At 72.1% G+C, this 17,942-nt stretch carries 11 protein-coding genes; 2 read left to right on the top strand and 9 right to left on the bottom strand.

What is annotated here, in order from left to right:
• Positions 1-7: 7 nt before the first annotated feature.
• Genes RHODO2019_RS00335 through RHODO2019_RS00350 form a run of 4 tightly spaced genes read right to left on the bottom strand, consistent with a single transcriptional unit; the run spans position 8 to position 4,531 of the window.
• Positions 8-631, bottom strand: coding sequence for a hypothetical protein (locus tag RHODO2019_RS00335; protein WP_265384862.1), 624 nt, complete (start codon positions 629-631; stop codon positions 8-10).
• Complete coding sequence (locus tag RHODO2019_RS00340) at positions 631-2,424, bottom strand: GMC family oxidoreductase (protein WP_265383108.1); 1,794 nt, start codon at positions 2,422-2,424, stop codon at positions 631-633. The genes RHODO2019_RS00335 and RHODO2019_RS00340 overlap by 1 nt, the downstream gene beginning before the upstream one ends.
• Positions 2,421-3,941, bottom strand: a complete 1,521-nt coding sequence (locus RHODO2019_RS00345; protein WP_265383109.1) for a flavin-containing monooxygenase — start codon at positions 3,939-3,941, stop codon at positions 2,421-2,423. Before RHODO2019_RS00345 ends, RHODO2019_RS00340 begins: the two co-directional genes overlap by 4 nt.
• The gene (locus RHODO2019_RS00350; RefSeq protein ID WP_265383110.1) at positions 3,938-4,531 is read right to left on the bottom strand and encodes a TetR/AcrR family transcriptional regulator; all 594 of its coding nucleotides are present in this window, start codon (positions 4,529-4,531) and stop codon (positions 3,938-3,940) included. Before RHODO2019_RS00350 ends, RHODO2019_RS00345 begins: the two co-directional genes overlap by 4 nt.
• Positions 4,532-4,624: 93 nt before the next feature.
• On the opposite strand from RHODO2019_RS00350, the gene RHODO2019_RS00355 reads away from it, so the two are divergent.
• Positions 4,625-5,761 carry an acyl-CoA dehydrogenase family protein gene (locus RHODO2019_RS00355; RefSeq protein WP_265383111.1) on the top strand — a complete coding sequence of 379 codons (1,137 nt, stop codon included), beginning with the start codon at positions 4,625-4,627 and terminating at the stop codon, positions 5,759-5,761.
• A gap of 102 nt (positions 5,762-5,863) precedes the next feature.
• Here RHODO2019_RS00355 and RHODO2019_RS00360 read toward each other — a convergent pair whose 3' ends face one another.
• The 5 genes from RHODO2019_RS00360 to RHODO2019_RS00380 form a co-directional block, all read right to left on the bottom strand.
• Positions 5,864-7,090 carry a pyridoxal phosphate-dependent aminotransferase gene (locus tag RHODO2019_RS00360; protein ID WP_265383112.1) on the bottom strand — a complete coding sequence of 409 codons (1,227 nt, stop codon included), beginning with the start codon at positions 7,088-7,090 and terminating at the stop codon, positions 5,864-5,866.
• Positions 7,091-7,138: 48 nt separating this feature from the next.
• The gene (locus RHODO2019_RS00365; protein WP_265383113.1) at positions 7,139-8,179 is read right to left on the bottom strand and encodes a cation diffusion facilitator family transporter; all 1,041 of its coding nucleotides are present in this window, start codon (positions 8,177-8,179) and stop codon (positions 7,139-7,141) included.
• A gap of 83 nt (positions 8,180-8,262) precedes the next feature.
• A complete protein-coding gene (locus RHODO2019_RS00370; protein ID WP_435532149.1) occupies positions 8,263-10,716 on the bottom strand; it encodes a (Fe-S)-binding protein in 2,454 nt (817 codons plus the stop codon).
• 253 nt (positions 10,717-10,969) lie between these two features.
• Positions 10,970-12,985 carry a LuxR C-terminal-related transcriptional regulator gene (locus RHODO2019_RS00375; protein ID WP_265383114.1) on the bottom strand — a complete coding sequence of 672 codons (2,016 nt, stop codon included), beginning with the start codon at positions 12,983-12,985 and terminating at the stop codon, positions 10,970-10,972.
• A gap of 64 nt (positions 12,986-13,049) precedes the next feature.
• The gene (locus RHODO2019_RS00380) at positions 13,050-14,912 is read right to left on the bottom strand and encodes an Hsp70 family protein (RefSeq protein WP_265383115.1); all 1,863 of its coding nucleotides are present in this window, start codon (positions 14,910-14,912) and stop codon (positions 13,050-13,052) included.
• Positions 14,913-15,197: 285 nt separating this feature from the next.
• Between RHODO2019_RS00380 and RHODO2019_RS00385 the strand changes: the two genes are divergently transcribed.
• Positions 15,198-17,843 (top strand): IniB N-terminal domain-containing protein, encoded by a 2,646-nt coding sequence (locus tag RHODO2019_RS00385; protein ID WP_265383116.1) that lies wholly within the window; start codon positions 15,198-15,200, stop codon positions 17,841-17,843.
• Positions 17,844-17,942 lie beyond the last annotated feature (99 nt).

Below are 17,942 nucleotides of genomic sequence, written 5' to 3' on the forward strand. Positions count from 1 at the left end.
GCTCAGGCTACCGACGCCGCTGCGGACCCGTGGTCATCCGACCGCTGACGGTGACCCCGGTGTGGGTGCCCGGGGTGAGCCAGCCGGGCAGCGTCGGACCGGACGAGTCCACGTCCACCCGGGCGAGCCGGAACCGGCCGGCCATCCGCACGGTCGCCACCCCGAGACCGCCGTCCACGGGCTGGGCGAAGCGGATCGCGCCCGCGACCGGCAGGCGCGGGCCGAGCGGGCGCACGGAGGTCCGCACGTGCCAGCCCTCGCCCTCGGCGGCGCCCACCGCGGTGACGTCCCCGGTGAACACGGCCAGGGTCTTGGGCAGGTCCCAGTGCACCCGCCCGCCGTGGGCCGAGGTGGGGGAGTCCACCGCGATGAACGGCACGACCATGGTGGGCAGCAGCGTCCGGCGCAGCACGGGGCTCGCCAGCACCTCGCGGTAGGGGCCGACCGGGGAGCTCAGGTAGTCCACCACCATCCCCACCGTGACCGGCAGGGACGCCGACGGACCCAGCGTGCGGGCGTCCGGGCTCGCCCGGTGCCACCACAGCGTCGCCCGCACCGCGGCCGGCCAGGGCGGCGGTGCACTGGCGGGGAGCTCGACGGTGGGCTCCGCCGACTCGGGGACCGCCCAAATCAGACCGGCTCCACCACTCCCGCGCCGACCGCCGGACCGGGTGCCACGGCCGGCTGCGGCGCGCGTGCGCCGTGCACCACCGCGCGGGCGCCGTGCACCACCGTCAGCGGCAGCCGCAGCGCACCGGGCGCGCTCGCGGGGACCACGGGCGACCGCGGAGGTACGGGGTCGACCGAGGCGTACTCCGCGCCCAGCCCCGGGCGGGTGTCCGCCTGTCCCTTGTTCGGCCACAGGGCGAAGGCCCGCTCGGCCTGCGCGGTGATGGTCAGCGACGGGTTCACCCCGAGGTTCGCGCTGACCGTCGAGCCGTCCACGACGTGCAGCCCGGGGTGGCCGTAGGCGCGGTGGTAGGGGTCCACCACCCCGGTGTCGACGGAGTCCCCGATGGCGCAGCCGCCCAGGAAGTGCGCGGTCATGGGGATGTTGACCACCTCGGCCATGCTCCCGCCGGGGTCGCCGCCGATGGTCTCCGCGAGCAGTCGCACCGCGGTGTGGCCCTGCGGGATCCACTGCGGCACCGGTGTTCCGGGTCCCGGGGCGCTGGTGAGCCGCCGTCGGCCGAGCTTGTTCCGGGCCGTGCGCAGGACCAGCGAGTTGTCGCCGGTCTGCATGACCAGCGCGATGACCGTGCGCTCGGACCACCGGTGCACCGACAGGCTCCGCACGGCCGCGCCGGGGTGCCGCAGCGCCACCCCCAGGGTCTTGAGCACCCGGGGCACCCGTCCGCCGCCGTCGCTGAGCACGGTCTGCAGCAGGCCGATCGCGTTGCTGCCGCGCCCGTACCGCACCGGCTCCACGTGGGTGCGCTCGTCGGGGTGGAAGCTCGAGGTGATCGCCACGCCCTGGCTGTAGTCCACGCTCCGGTCGCGCGCGGTGGCGGCCAGCACGGCCTCGGAGTTGGTGCGCACCGTGGTGCCGAGGCGGTCGGACAGCCCGGGCAGCACGCCGTCGGCCTTCATCCGCGACAGCAGCCGCTGCGTGCCGTAGGTCCCGGCGGCGACGACGACGTGGTCGGCGGTGAAGGTGGTGCCCGCGCGCGGCCGTAGTCCGCCCGTGCGCCGGGTGCGCACCTCGTAGCCGACGCCACCGCCGTCACGGTCATCCAGGGGCCGCACCGCGTCGACCGTGGTCAGCGGGCGCACCACGGCTCCGGCCCGCTCGGCGAGGTAGAGGTAGTTCTTCACCAGGGTGTTCTTGCCGCCCACCCGGCACCCGGTCATGCAGGCGCCGCACTCGGTGCACCCGGTGCGCTCCGGGCCCACGCCCCCGAAGTACGGATCGGCCACGGTCGTCCCGGCCTCGCCGAAGAACACCCCGACCGGGGTGGAGGTGAACGTCTCGCCCACGCCCATCTGCTCGGCCACGGTGCGCATGGCGACGTCGGACGGGGTGGTCGTGGGGTTGGTGGCCACGCCCAGCATCCGGGTCGCCTGCTCGTAGTACGGCGCGAGCTCGGTGGCCCAGTCGGTCACGTGGGCCCACTGCGGGTCGTCGAAGAACGCCTGCGGCGGCTGGTAGAGGGTGTTGGCGTAGTTCAGCGACCCGCCGCCGACCCCGGCTCCGGCCATCACGAGCACGTCGGGCAGCAGGTGGATGCGCTGCACCCCGTAGCAGCCGATCTGCGGCGCCCACAGGTAGCGCCGCACGTCCCAGCTCGTCCGCGGCAGCTCGTCGTCGGCGAAACGGCGCCCGGCCTCCAGCACCGCGACCGAGTAGCCCTTCTCCACCAGCCGCAGCGCCGCGACGCTGCCGCCGAACCCGGAGCCCACGACCACCACGTCCACGTGCGTCATGCCGCGGCCCCGGCCTTCTCGGCCGTGCGGCGCGCGGTCGAGTAGTTCTCGACGTCGAACCGGCGGGTGAGCCGGCGGAAGGTCCAGGTGAAGGTCGGCCACATCGCGGAGTTCCGGCCCGTCGCGTCGAAGTACCAGCTGGAGCAGCCGCCCGCGTTCCACACCGTGGTGCTCAGCGAGCTCTCGACGTCCGCGTTGTAGGCGGACTGGGCGGCGGGTCGGACGTCCACGCTCGTCAGCCCGCGGGAGTCCATGGTGCGCAGGGCGTCCCGCACGTAGGCGGCCTGGCTCTCCAGCATGAACACGATGGAGCTGTGCCCGAGGTTGGTGTTCGGCCCGTACATGAGGAACAGGTTGGGGAACCCGGCGACGGTGGTGCCGCGGTGGGCGTGCGGGCTGCCCGCCCAGTGCTGTGCCAGGCTCTGCCCGCCCGCGGTGACCAGGTGTGCCACGGGGGGCTCGGTGGGGGTGAACCCGGTGCCGAAGATCAGGGTGTCCAGCGGGTGCTCCACGCCGTCGTCGTCGACCACGCCCGTCGGGGTGACGCGCGCGATCCCGGCGGTGACCACGTCCACGTCCGGGCGGGCCAGGGTGGGCAGCCACGAGGCCGACAGCAGCAGCCGCTTGCAGCCCAGCGTGTAGCTCGGGGTGAGCTTGGCGCGCAGGGCGCCGTCGCGCACCTGGTTGCGCATCAGCGCCTTCGCCACGACGGTGATGCCGGGCAGGATCACCGGAGCCTTGGCCAGGGCCACCACGTAGGCCTCCCGGTAGGTGTAGACGAGCGTGCGCACGGCCCGCTGGACGGCCGGCACCCGGCGGTACAGCGCCCGCTCGGCGCGGGGGAGCTTGCGGTCGATGCGGGGGATCACCCACGCCGCGGTGCGCTGGAAGACGGTGAGGTGGTCCACGGTGTCCGCGATCTCCGGGACGAACTGGATGGCCGAGGCCCCGGTGCCGATCACCCCGACCCGCTCGCCGGTGAGGTCGTGGCCGTGGTCCCAGCGGGCGGAGTGGAACGTGGTGCCCGCGAAGGAGTCCAGGCCCGGGATGTCGGGCAGCTTGGGCTCGCTCAGCGTCCCGGTGGCGGTGACGAGCACGCTCGCGGTGAGCTCCCCCCGACTGGTGCGCACGCGCCAGAGCTGGGCGTCGGCGTCCCAGTCCGCGCCGAGCAGCTCGGTGTCCCGGCTGACCGGGATGCGCTCGTCGGCGGTGACCTTCTTGAGGTAGGCCAGGATCTCCGGCTGCCGGGCGAAGGTGTGGCTCCACTCCGCGCTGGGCGCGAAGGAGAACGAGTAGAGCGCGGTGGGCACGTCGCAGGCGCAGCCCGGGTAGGTGTTGTCCCGCCAGGTGCCGCCCACCTCGGGGGCCCGCTCGATGACCAGGACGTCCGCATCCGGGTCCTCGCGGCGCAGGGTCGCGGCCATGCCGAGGCCGGCGAACCCGGCGCCGACCACGAGGGTCCGCACGTGGGACGGCAGGTGGGAGCGGTGCACCTCGACCTGCGCGGGCGTGCTCATGCGGTCTCCAGCAGCTCGGACCAGCGGGCGAGCAGCCGTCGTCGGTGCCGCTCCCCCGTGGCCGGTGAGTTGAACAGGACGGACATCCCCAGGCCCCGCACGAGCTCCAGGGTCAGCTCGGCGTCGGTGGGACTGGCACCCAGCAGGTCCGCGGCCAGCCCGGCGAGCTTCTCGTGCACCGCGCGCTCCAGCGGCACCAGCGCCTCGCGCAGCGCCGGGTCGGTGCGCGCGGCCACCCACAGCTCCAGCGCAGCGAGGAACAGCGGACCGGTGAAGGTGTCGGCCAGCAGCTCCAGGGCGTGCTCCCGGCCGACGGTGGCGCGGATCTCAGCGTCCCGCTTCACGGCCAGGTGCTCGACCGCGGCGACCACGAGCAGCTCCTTGGTGGGGAAGTGGTGCAGCTGCGCGCCCCGGGACAGCCCGGCCCGGGCGGCGATGCCCTGGGTGGTGGTGCGCCCGTAGCCCAGCTCCACGAGGGAGTCCAGCGTGGCGTCGAGCAGCGTCGCCCGGGTCGCGGCCGTGCGCTCTGCCTGTGACCGCCGAGCCTGCGAGCGCCGAGCCGTGGTCCTGCGGGGGGTTTCCACCGTCATGGCGGCGAACGCTAGACGCGGATCCACAAACAGTCCAGACTGCATGTAACTTGGGAACCGTTCGCAGGACCCATCAACGCTGGAGGAACCGACGTGGACCGCACCCTGTACGAGCCCGAGCACCTGGCCTTCCGGGACTCCTACCGCGCGTTCCTGGCGCAGCACGTGGCACCCAACCACGAGCAGTGGGAGCGCAACCAGATCGTCGACCGCTCGGTGTGGACCGAGGCCGGCAAGCTCGGCTACCTGGGCATGGCCGTGGACGAGGCCTACGGCGGCGGTGGCGTCAAGGACTTCCGCTACAACTGCGTGATCACCGAGGAGACCACCCGCGGCGGCTACTCCGGCCTCGGCTTCACCCTGCACAACGACGTCATCGCGCCGTACCTGACCGACCTGACCACCGACGAGCAGAAGCAGCGCTGGCTGCCCGGGTTCTGCTCCGGCGACATCATCACCGCCATCGCGATGACCGAGCCCGGCACCGGCAGCGACCTGCAGGGCATCACGACCCACGCCCACCGCGACGGCGACGACTGGGTGCTCAACGGGTCCAAGACCTTCATCACCAACGGCATCAACGCCGACCTCGTCATCGTCGTCGCGCGCACCGACCCGGACGCCGGCGCCATGGGCTTCAGCCTGCTGGTCGTCGAGCGGGACATGCCCGGCTTCGAGCGCGGACGCAACCTCGACAAGGTCGGGATGAAGGCCCAGGACACCGCCGAGCTCAGCTTCACCGACGTGCGGGTGCCCGCGGCGAACCTGCTCGGCACCGAGGGCCAGGGCTTCGTGCACCTGATGAACAACCTGCCCCAGGAGCGGCTGTCCATCGGGGTGGTGGCCGCGGCCGCCATGGCCAGCGTGCTGGAGCAGACCATCACCTACACCAAGGAGCGCAAGGCCTTCGGCAAGCCGATCAGCGCCTTCCAGAACACCCGCTTCGTGCTGGCCGAGCTGGCCACCGAGGCGCAGGTGGCGCAGGTGTTCATCGACCGCTGCATCGAGCTGCTCAACGACGAGAAGCTGACGGTGCAGGAGGCGGCCATGGCCAAGTGGTGGACCACCGAGCTCCAGGTCAAGCTGATCGACCGCTGCCTGCAGCTGCACGGCGGGTACGGCTACATGCGCGAGTACCCGGTGGCCAAGGCCTACCTCGACTCCCGCGTGCAGACCATCTACGGCGGCACCACCGAGATCATGAAGGAGATCATCGGGCGCTCGCTGTAGCTCGCCCCCGTGCGTGATTTCTGGACCCAGGACACGAGCTTTCCTGCACGGTCGAGCTGAACCCGGCGAGAAGGTCAGCTCGACGCGTACGCCCGTGCGGGGCTACTGTCGGTAGGAGGCCAGGAAGTTGCCCAGGCGCTCGATCGCCCGCGTCAGGTCCCGCGCCCAGGGCAGGGTGACGATGCGCAGGTGGTCCGGGTGCGGCCAGTTGAACCCGGTGCCCTGGGTCAGCAGGATCTTCTCGGCCACGAGCAGGTCGAGCACCAGCTTCTGGTCGTCGCGGATCGCGTGCACCTCCGGGTCCAGCCGCGGGAAGGCGTACAGCGCCCCCCGCGGGACCACGCAGCTCACCCCGGGGATGGCGTTGAGCCCGTCCACCGCCGCGTCGCGCTGCTCGAGCAGCCGCCCGCCCGGCAGGATCAGGTCGGTGATCGACTGGTACCCGCCCAGAGCCGCCTGGATCGCGTTCTGCGAGGGCACGTTCGGGCACAGCCGCATGGAGGCGAGCAGGGTCAGGCCCTCGAGGTAGCTGCCCGCGTGCTGCTTCGGCCCCGTGACCGCGAGCCAGCCCGCGCGGTACCCGGCCACCCGGTAGGCCTTGCTCAGCCCGTTGAAGGTCAGGCAGAACAGGTCCGGCGCCACGGACGCCAGCGGGACGTGCACGGCGTCGTCGTAGAGGATCTTGTCGTAGATCTCGTCGGCCATCAGCACCAGCCCGTGGCGCCGGGCCAGGTCGACGATCCCGCCCAGCACCGCGCGGCTGTACACCGCACCCGTGGGGTTGTTGGGGTTGATGACGACGATGGCCTTCGTGCGCGGGGTGATCTTCGCCTCGAGGTCGGCCAGGTCGGGGTTCCAGCCCTGCTCCTCCTCGCACAGGTAGTGCACCGGGGTGCCGCCGGCCAGGTTCACCGAGGCCGTCCACAGCGGGTAGTCCGGCGCCGGGATGAGCACCTCGTCACCGGCGTCGAGCATGGCCTGCAGGCTCATGGTGATCAGCTCGGAGACGCCGTTGCCCAGCCACACGTTGTCGACGTCGAGGTCGGGGAACCCCTTCTGCAGCTGGTAGTGGTGCACCACGGCGCGGCGGGCGGGCATCACGCCCTGGGAGTCGGAGTAGCCCTGCGCGGTGGGCAGCCCGGCGATGACGTCCTGCAGGATCTCGTCCGGCGCGTCGAACCCGAAGGGCGCCGGGTTGCCGATGTTCAGCTTGAGGATGCGGTGACCCTCGGCCTCCATGCGGGCTGCGTGTGCCTGCACCGGCCCGCGGATGTCGTAGAGGACGTTCTCCAGCTTGGTCGACTGCCGCAGCGGGCGAGAGGTGGTCACGACCGCAATGGTCGCACCCGCGTCGAACGAGTTCGGCCGCACCTGGCCTCAGCCCAGCGCGCGACCGACCGGCAGCTCGCCGTAGCGGGCCAGGACCTTGGCGCGCAGCTCGGGGTCGTGGCGCGGCACGGGCTCCAGGAACACCTCGTCCACCTCGGCGAAGGCTTCCTGCAGCTCGCGGTCCAGCCGCAGGCACGCGTTCTCCACCTCGCTGGCGGTGAGGCCGTCGGCCAGGTCGATGCGCGCGCAGACCAGCACCATGTCGGTACCCATCACCTGGGTGATCAGGTCGACCACCGCGTCCACCTCGGGCGCGGCGTCGAGGAGCTCGCGCACGGCGTGCACCAGGCGCGGATCGGCCTGGCGACCGACGAGCAGCGCCTTGTTCGTGCGCCCGAGCAGGTACGCGACGCCGGCCAGCAGCACGCCGATGAGCAGCGACGCCAGGCCGTCGAACACCGCGGAGCCGCTCACCTGGTGCAGCGCGATCCCGGCGAGGGCCAGCACCAGCCCGACGAGGGCGGCGGAGTCCTCGTAGAACACGGTCTTCACGGTGGGGTCGTCGGAGCCGCGGAGGTAGGCGGCCAGGCCCCGGTGCTCGGCCGTTGCCTCGGCGCGCACCTGCTTCAGGGCCCGCAACCAGGACGCGCCCTCGAGCGCGAACGAGATGACCAGGACCACGTACGCGACCCAGACGTAGGTCTGCTCGGCCTCCCCACCGAGGATCGTGCGCACGCCCTCGTAGATCGCGAACACCGCGCCGGAGACGAAGATGCTGACCGCAGCGATGAGGGCCCAGAAGAAACGCTCCTTGCCGTACCCGAGGGGGTGGGTGCGGTCGGCGGGCTTCGTGGACCGTCGCAGGGCGGTGAGCAGCAGGCCCTCGGTGACGGTGTCGGCCAGCGAGTGCACCGCCTCGGCGAGCATCGCCGCCGACCCGGTGAGCACCCCGGCCACCAGCTTCAGCACGGCGATGGCGAGGTTCGCCGCGCCGGCGACGAGGACGGTGGCCGTGCTCTCGGCCTGGTCGTCCTCGTCCTCGGCGCCGCGGTCGTCGGGGGTGTCGGTGGAGCCGGGGGCGGAGGTCACGGTCGATGACGGTAGGCGCGTGCGCGGTGGGCTGCGCGACGGCCCGGCACCCACCAGGGGTGCCGGGCCGCAGGGCGCGTCGATCAGGCCGGGCCAGCGCCTCCGGCCGCGGTGGTGGTGGTCGAGCCGGGCCCCTCCTCGGCGTCCTCGGCGGGCAGCGCCGCGGCCTCCACCGTGCCCGTGACCTCGGCGTCGTTGCCTGCCGCGGCCGGCCGGGTGGCCGACTGCGCGGCGTCGGGGGCATCGTCACCCTCGGGCAGCGGCGTCCCGCTGGACACGTCCTCGGTGGGGGTGTCCGCGTCGAGGTCGTGCCCGGTGGCGGCGGCCTCGGCCCCGGGCGGCTGGACCACCGCGCGCCGCACGGACGCCAGCAGCAGCTGGGCGACGTCCACCACCTCGATGTTCTCCGCGGCGGCCTTCTCGTCCTTGCGGGCCCCGAGACCGTCGGTGAGCATGACGCGGCAGAACGGGCAGCCGGTGGCGATCTTGGTCGGGGCCGTGCTGAGCGCCTCGTCCACCCGCTCCAGGTTGATCCGCTTGCCGATCTTCTCCTCCATCCACATCCGCGCACCACCCGCGCCGCAGCACAGCGCGCGCTCGGCGTGGCGCGGCATCTCCCGCAGCGTGGCGCCCGACGCGCCGATGAGCTCGCGCGGTGCGTCGTAGACCTTGTTGTGCCGCCCGAGGTAGCAGGGGTCGTGGTAGGTCACGTCCTCGGCCACCGGGGCCACGGGGATCAGCTTCTTCTCCCGCACCAGCTTGTTCAGCAGCTGGGTGTGGTGCACCACCTCGTAGTCCCCGCCCACCTGGGGGTACTCGTTGCCCAGGGCGTTGAAGCAGTGCGCGCAGGTGACGACGACCTTGCGCGTGCCCGCCGGGCGGCCGTCGAAGACGCCGTTGAGGGTCTCCACGTTCTCGGCGGCGAGGGTCTGGAACAGGAACTCGTTGCCCGCGCGACGGGCCGGGTCACCCGTGCAGGTCTCCCCGGCGCCGAGCACCGTGTACGTGACGCCGGCGATGTGCAGCAGCTCGGCCACCGCGCGCGAGGTCTTCTTGGCCCTGTCCTCGAAGGCGCCGGCGCAGCCGACCCAGAACAGGTACTCGGTGTCGCCGAGCTCCCCGGAGTAGACGGGGACCTCGAAGTCCAGGCCCTCGGTCCAGGTGAGGCGGTCCTTGGAGTTCTGGCCCCAGGGGTTGCCCTTGTTCTCGAGGTTCTTGAACAGCCCGCCGAGCTCGGTGGGGAACGCCGACTCGATGAGCACCTGGTAGCGGCGCATGTCCACGATGTGGTCCACGTGCTCGATGTCCACCGGGCACTGCTCGACGCACGCGCCGCAGGTGGTGCAGCTCCACAGCACCTCCGGGTCGATGACCCCGCCGTCGACGGCCTCCGCGATGAGGGCGCGGGCCGCCTCGTCCCTCGCCTCCTGCGGGATCGCGGCCAGCCTGGCCTCCGCGTCGTCCCCGGTGATGCCGACCTCGTCGCCGGCCATGTCGGTGGAGCCGCCGGCCATGAGGTACGGCGCCTTGGCGTACGCGTGGTTGCGCAGCGAGGTGATGAGCAGCTTGGGGCTCAGCGGCTTGCCGGTGTTCCACGCCGGGCACTGGCTCTGGCAGCGGCCGCACTCGGTGCAGGTGCTGAAGTCGAGCCAGTTCTTCCAGGTGAAGTCCTCGATCTTGCCGGCGCCGAACACGTCGGTCTCGGGGTCGGCCTCCTCGAAGTCCAGGGGCTTGCCGCCGGACATCATCGGGCGCAGCGCACCGAGGGCGGTGGAGCCGTCGTCCTCGCGCTTGAAGTAGATGTTGGGGAACGCGCTGAACCGGTGCCACGCGACGCCCTGGGTGATGTTGCGGCCCACGACGAGCAGCCACACCATGCCCGAGAGCAGCTTCACCACCGCGAAGATCGACACCAGGGTGAGGCTGGCCGGCAGTCCCTTGGCGATGAAGTGGGTGGCGAAGGCCGCCCAGATGGGCGGGTCCTCCACGCCGCTGGCGATCTTCTGGGCCTTCACGAACACGACACCCAGGCCCTCGATGAGGACGACACCCTCGACGAAGTAGGCGAAGGCGAAGTCCGAGCCGGCGAAGCGCGAGACACGGTCGGCCCGGCGCGGGTGCTCGCGCTGGCGGATGACCATGAGCACCACGATGCCGATCACCGTCCCCAGGCCCAGCAGCTCGACGAGGAGCAGCCACGGGTCCCACGCGCCGAAGACCGGCCAGTGGAAGTAGGGGTCGAACGACTCGCCGTAGGCCTCGAACCAGGCCAGGAAGCCGATGAGGAAGCCCCACATGACGAGCCAGTGGGCCCGGCCGGAGCTCTTGACCCGGTTCATCCGGGTGTGCGCCGCGAACTCGGTGACCAGCGTGCGCATGCGCGGGACGAACGGGCCGCTGCGGGTGCCGTCCGGCTGGCCGAGCCGGATGACGCGGACCATGCGGGTGGCGCCGACGACGAAGTAGTACCAGCACACGAGGCTGATCAGGGCGGCGATCGTGCCGATCGTGTACGTCAGTGTGTAGTTGACGCCCATCTACCGAGCCTCTCTGTCCTGGCGCGGTCGTCCGCGCGCAGCCCCGCGCACCTGCCGCCGGAGCGGCCGAGGTGTCTCGACCCCCGGGGCAGTTAGGTTACCCACCGGTAATTGTGCCGCGCAGGGCGGCGCCGGAAACACTGCAGGACCCTCGGTGCCGAGGGTCTGCATTAGACCACCCCACGCCCGTTCGCCCCGCCGTCGGACCGCTCGACGGTGGTCTGCGTCCGCTGTCCGGACGGCAGCGCCACCCTCACGTCGCCGGGCCGTCACCCGTGGGTGTCACGCCGGGGTTCGTCTGCCCGGCAGCCCGCAGCATCGCGAACAGCTCGGACCGGGACTGCGCCCCCAGGCGACCGCGGATCCTGGCGACGTGGTGCTCCACCGTCTTCGCCGAGATGAACAGCTGCTCACCGATGTCGCGGTAGGTCAGGCCGTGCACGACGAGCGCGGCGACCTCGCGCTCCCGGTCGCTCAGCAGCGTGCCGTCCCCGGGCAGGGCCGCCGACGCGGTGGAGCCCGAGGTCGTCGTCGAGGGCGCGAGGCTGCGCGCGACGTCGAGCAGATCGGTCGCGACGGAACCGCCGGTGGCCCGGAGCGCGGCCTGCCCCGCCAGCCGTGACCCGTCCCAGGAGAGCCCGAACCGGGCCAGGGCCCGGGCCGCTGCGGTGACCTCGTCGGTGTCCACCCGACCCACGAGAACCCGCAGCCACGCCTGGCCCGCCATCGCCAGGGCAGCCGCGTACTCGCTGTGGTGGGAGGCGGCAGTGAGTGCGGCGGCGTGGGGACGCAGTCCGTCGGGGTCCTCCTGCAGGATCGCCGCGTGGACCCCCGACCAGTGCAGGGCCGAGGACCACAGCACCGGGTCGCCGAGCCGTGCGAGGAGCTCCTGCGCCTCCTCGACCAGCGGGGCGAGCCGAGCGGCCGATCCCACCCGGGCGGCCGCCACCCACAGCTCGCCGAGCGGCAGCAGGGTGAACAGGTCGGGGGTCAGCTCCCCGAGGACCTCGCCGGCGCGGCCCCACGCCGCCTTCAACGCGGCGAGGTCGCGCGAGCGCCGGGCCAGTCCCACCTCGAGCGCGCGCAGGAACAGCTCGTCCCGCAGCGCCGGACTCCCCACCGCCACACCCTGTGCGCGCAGCTCGTCGGCTCCCGCGAGGTCGCCGCGAAGCATCGCCGTCCACCCCAGCAGGGCCAGGTGGTGGGCACGTGGCGGGCCGGTGACGGCGGGGTCGCCCACGGACCGGGCCAGGACGAGGCCCGCACGATCCAGGTCACCCGCGTGCAGCGCGGCGATCGCGGCTACCGCCGTGGCGGAGACCGGGGTGGGCGCCGGGTCCGGCGGGTGCAGCATCGTCACCGCCCGGCCCAGCACGGTCAGGGAGCCGGCGGGGTCGGGTCCGAGGGAGAGCGCGAGACCCTCGACGAGCAGCCGCAGCCCGGCCGCACGGGCGGTCGGCGGTCCCGTCGGCGGGGCGGCCGCCATCGCTGCGGCCGCGGCGGCGTCGCCCGATCCCCACAGGACGACGGCAGCGAGCGGCGCGTGCGCGCCGGCGCGCTCCGGACCGAGGTGGCGGTAGAGCGCGGCCGCGTGGCGTGGCGTGCCGCGCAGCACCGACACCGTCGCCCCGATCTGGACGAGGGCGCCGAGCTCGTCGTCGGGGACGTGCTCCCACGCGGCGTCCACGATCTCCAGGGCGCCCGCGAGGTCGCCGGCCCGCACGGCCGCGTCGCCGCGCCGCACCGCCAGCGCGCCGTCGGGCGCACCGGCCCACACCGCGGCGGTGTAGAGCTCGGTGGCGCGGGCCGGGGACGACGTGGTGACGGCGTCCGCCGCGGTGACGAGCACGGCCGCGAGCCTGTGGTCGCGCAGGCCCTGCGTGGCGAGCCGGTGGGCCAGCGCCGGTTGCAGCGTCCCGTGCTCGAGCTCCACCTCCAGCACAGCGCGGCGGACGTCGTCGACCATGGTGGGCCCCGCGACCTCGGCCAGGGCGTGCACGACGGCCGGCCGCAGCCGGTCGCCCGCACCGAGCAGCCCCGACCTGCGGGCGGAGCCGAGCAGGCCGGCCACCTCGCCCGGGCCGCACCCGAGCACGACGGCGACGGTCGCCGCGTCGATCCCGTCGCGCACCTGGGCGAGCAGGAGCAGACGCACCGTGCTGGACGGGGCGGAGACGAGGTGGTCGTGGGCCGTCGTGCTCATGCCGGCGGGCTCACCGTCCTCGCCCACGGGCACCCGGTTCCGGCCGTCGCCTCCCGGGGCGGACACCCCGTCCCCGGTGCGGTCACCAACCACGCGTTGGTGCCCCGTAAGCTGTCGTGGCGCCACTGCGTCAGGGCGTCGAGCTGGTGACGGTTCCGTTGCCCGGGGCGCTCGCCGCGGGCGCTGCAGGGGCCACCGTGTCAGCGGGCGGCGCGGGCTCGGTGCCCGCCGCGGGAACTGTGGGCGCACCGCTGCCGCCCGAGCCTCCGGATGCGCCGCCGGCGCCGGCACCGGCACTACCGGCCGCCTCGTTCCTGGTGGTGGGGCCGGTGCCTCCGGCTCCCGCACCGGAGGCGGTCCCCTCGGACGCGGGAGCTGCCGGTGTTCCCGGCGCCGGCGGCTCGTCTCGTGCCTGGCTCGGAGCTGCACCCGTCGACGCGGGCCGTCCCTTGGTGCTCGCCGTGCCGGGTGTCGTGCCGGGTGTGGTGCCGGACTTCGTGCCGGGTGTGGTGCCGGACTTCGTCCCGGGTGTGGTGCCGGACTCCGTGTCCGGTGTGGTGCCGGGTCCGGTGCCGGACGTCGTGCCGGGTGTGGTGCCGGAGGAGCGGACACCGGGCGGCATCGTGGAGGCCACCTCGGTGGTAGTGCCCGGCTGTTCGGTGGCCACTGCGCCGGACCGGCTCGTCTCAGCGGTGGACGACGTGCCGGCCGGTTCGGTGGTCGACGCTCCCGCCGTGCCGAATCGCGTCGTGATGGGGCTGTCTGATCGGCCGGCGAGCTGGTACGAGCCCAGGGACACCGCGATGACCGCGACCATGGCCACGAGGACCCGAGTGAGCACGCGGTCACGGCGCCGGTCCGGGGTGGTGCGCACAGCGGGTGGGGCGAAGACGGGCCTCGGCGGTTCCACCGCGGCGGTGTAGACGTCGAGCAGGGTCGGCTCGAGCGGGACCACGGTCGGGACGAGGGCTCCCGCGAGCAGCGCCGCGCCACCGGCCACAGCCAGGCCCGGGGAGGGCTCGCTGCGCACCGGGACGCCCAGCGCCGCGGAGAGCTGCTCGGCGACGAGGGCCGCCGGCAGCACGCCGGTGACCACGATGTGGTCGAGCTCCGCAGCACTCACGCCGGCCATCTCGAGCAGGCCCGCGGCGTCGTCGGCCACCGCGCGCACCGCGGGGGCCAGCAAGAGCTCGAGCTCGGCACGGATCACCCGGACGCAGGTGCTGGTGCCGTCGAGGTCGACCGGAACGGCAGCCTCGGTGTCGACGGCCAGGTCCTGCACGGCCAGGGCGCAGTCAGCTCGTACGCGGTTCAGCGCCGCGATCGCCGCAGGTGAACGGAGCGCGGCCGGATCGAGGGCTGGGACGCCCTGCAGCACGTGCCGCAGCAGTGCGTGCCCGACCTCGTCCGCGGTCAGCACCTCGCCGGTTCGGCTGCTCACCGTCAGCAGAGGAGCAGGGTTCGGCGACGGATCCGACGGCGCGGCCGGGCCGCTCCGGCGGAGGGTGACCACGCTGGTGCGCTGGCCGATCGCGACGACGAGCAGGGACGTGCCCGTCGGCTGGCCGTCTGAGGAGCGGGGCGGGGCAGGGCGGCGGTCAGCGACCCAGGCCGCGACCGCGTCGGAGGCCGGGACCAGCTGGAACGGGCCCGCGAGCCGTCCTCCGAGCTCCTCGCCGACGACCTCGGAGGAGTACCGCGACCAGCTGTCCGGGTGGGCGACGACCACTGCGTCGCCGGGTGCCACTCCACTTCCGAGGAGCTCGGCGAGCTGCACGTGCGCCAAGACTGCCCCACGGAGCGGAACGGGGTCACCAACCCGCTCGAGGACGTCGGCGTAGTCGTCCGGGCGGATGCCCGCCGCCCTGTCGAAGCGATCGACCAGGGTCAGGGGCTGTCCACCGGTGGTCTCGAGGTCGCGCAGGGCTGCCCCTGTCGCGCCGGACACAAGATCCACTCCGTAGAGAACACCCACTGCGACCACCCCGTTCATCGGACCTGTAACGGGAGTCCGCAACCGGTTCAATCCCCCAAATCGCCAGTAGGCTACATGTCCCACCCGTGATCAACAATCCCCCCGTGAGCACTGACGGCGGGTCGTGGGCGCCGTCGGGGTCGGAACCCCCAACGAGGGGTCACCCCCTAGCGCCGAACACCCGGGGGCCGGTCGCACACGTGGTGTGCGGACCCCGTTCCCCCCGCCCACGTGTGCCTCCTAGCTTCAGATCAGGCCACACCGCCCGGGGTGGACCGACTCTGCGACCCAGGAGATCCACCGATGGCAACCACGGCCAGCTCCCTGCTCAACTTCATCCTCGGACTGCTCCGCGACCCGCAGGCGGCCGCCGAGTTCCAGTCCAACCCCGACGCGGTCCTCGCTGCGTCCGGGCTCGGCGGTGTGACGTGCTCCGACGTCGACGCGGTCGCCCCGATGCTCGCCGAGTACGCGCCGGTGCACGCCACGGCGTTCAGCGGCTTCGCCGGCACGGCCTCGGCCCACGCCTACACCTCGTCGGCCCACGCCCACACCACGTCGCACGTCGTCACGTCGACGGCGACGGCGACGGCGACGGTGGACCACGCCGCGGCCGTCAGCCAGATCCAGGTCGTGGTGCAGAACTACCAGAGCTGGGACCTCGACCTCCCGATCTCGGTGGGCATCGACAGCCACAACATCGACACGTCGACCGACTCCAACGTGTGGGCCAACGGCGACGTCCAGCAGTCCTTCGACAACCACTCCGTGATCACCCCCGGCGACGGCGCGGTGGGTGTCGGCGCGGACGCGACGGTCAACTCGCCGATCGTGACCGGGGACGGCGCTGTTGCCGCCGGTCGCGACATCACCGGCAACGTCGCGACCGGCGACGGCAACACCCAGGTTGATGGCCCCAACAACGGCGTCATCGGATCCGGCACCAACGTCGCCGGCGACGTCAACGGCGCGGTCGGCGACGGCAACACCGTCATCGAGGGCGACAACCTCGGTGCGGTCGGCGACGGCAACACCACTGTCCAGGGCGGCGTCGGCGGCCCGCTCACCCAGGGCAACGGAAACCTCGTGGTCAACGGCCCGGCGGAGGCGCCCATCACCACCGGTGACGGCAACACGGTGGTTGACGGCGACGCGAACGCACCGGTGGTCTCCGGTGACGGGGCGACGGTCACCGAGACCGGCGGCGGCGACGCCTTCCTCGGCGACGGCAACGTCGCGACCCAGGGCGGGGACGCCATGGTGGGTGACGGCAACACCAACTACCAGGGTGCGATCGATGCCCCGATCGTCTCCGGCGCGGGTGCCGTCGTGGTTGACACCCCGGCGTTCAACGCGCCGCTGATCATCGGTGACGGGAACGCCGCGGTCGGCGGGTCCGTGCCCGTCAACGCGCCGGTCTTCGCCGGCAGCGGCAACATGGTCGGCTCCAACATGGGCAACACGACGGTCACCGACAACAGCAACAACTCGAACCAGGGCAACATGACGGCCACCGACAACAGCAACAACTCGAACCAGGGCAACGACTACTCCGACAGCCGCGACCAGTCGGACAACTCGAACCAGGGCAACACCGACTCGTCGGGCTCGGGCAACACCGACAACCGTGGCGCGGGTGCTGACAACTCGGTCGACAACACCAACAACTCGAACCAGGGCAACGACAGCTCGGACAACTCGAACCAGGGCAACGACAGCTCGGACAACTCGAACCAGGGCAACGACAGCTCGGACAACTCGAACCAGGGCAACGACAGCTCCGACAACCGCGACCAGAGCGACAGCCGCGACCAGTCGAACAGCTCGGTCAACGACTCGGGCAACACCGACTCCTCGGGCTCGGGCAACACCGACAACCGTGGCGCAGGTGCTGACAACTCGGTCGACAACACCAACAACTCGAACCAGGGCAACGACAGCTCCGACAACCGCGACCAGAGCGACAGCCGCGACCAGTCGAACAGCTCGGTCAACGACTCGGGCAACACCGCCAGCACCGACAGCAGCTCCACCGTCGGCGACGTGACGACCGACTCGGGCAACACCGACAACCGTGGCGCGGGTGCGGACAACTCGCTGGACAACGTCGGCAACGACAACAGCGACAACCGGAACAACAACGGCAACACGCAGCCGGTGAACTCCAACAACGGCGGCAACACGGCCAACACCGACGCCTCGACCTCGCTCATCCTCACGGACTCGCTGAACACCGACCAGAGCCTCACCCAGGGCGACGTCCTCACGGGCAACGTGTTCGACAGCAACAACGGCAACACCGCCAACGCGAACGTGGGCAACGACCAGTCCGCCGACAACTCGCAGGCGAACGACAACTCGGTGAACATCGACAACTCGCTCGACGGCAGCCTGAACACCGACAACTCGCTCGATGGCAGCCTGAACACCGACAACTCGCTCGATGGCAGCCTGAACACCGACAACTCGCTCGATGGCAGCCTGAACACCGACAACTCGCTCGATGGCAGCCTGAACACCGACAACTCGCAGGCGAACGACAACTCGGTGAACACCGACAACTCGCTCGATGGCAGTCTGAACGCCGACAACTCTCAGGCGAACGACAACTCGGTGAACACCGACAACTCGCTCGATGGCAGCCTGAACGCCGACAACTCTCAGGCGAACGACAACTCGGTGAACACCGACAACTCGCTCGACGGCAGCCTGAACACCGACAACAGCCAGAACAACGATGGCAACCTCAGCAACGTCGGCAACGACCAGTCCAGCGGCGACGAGCTGACCAACGCCAACAACGACTACAGCTCGCAGGACGGCTCCGACAACTCGTTCGACGCCGGAGACGCGGTCACCGGCGACCAGTTCAACGACGGTGCGGACCAGAACAACGGCGTGGTCGTCGTCGACGGCGACGTCGACGTCGACCTCGGGATCGGGGTCTGACCCACCTGAGCAGCCCGGTGAGCACCTCACCGGGCCCTGGCTGACCCGACCGGACCCCGCACGCTCCTCGCGTGCGGGGTTCGTCGTCCGCCCGCATCG

It is taken from the genome of Rhodococcus antarcticus, from assembly GCF_026153295.1.
GTDB lineage: Bacteria > Actinomycetota > Actinomycetes > Mycobacteriales > Mycobacteriaceae > Rhodococcus_D > Rhodococcus_D antarcticus.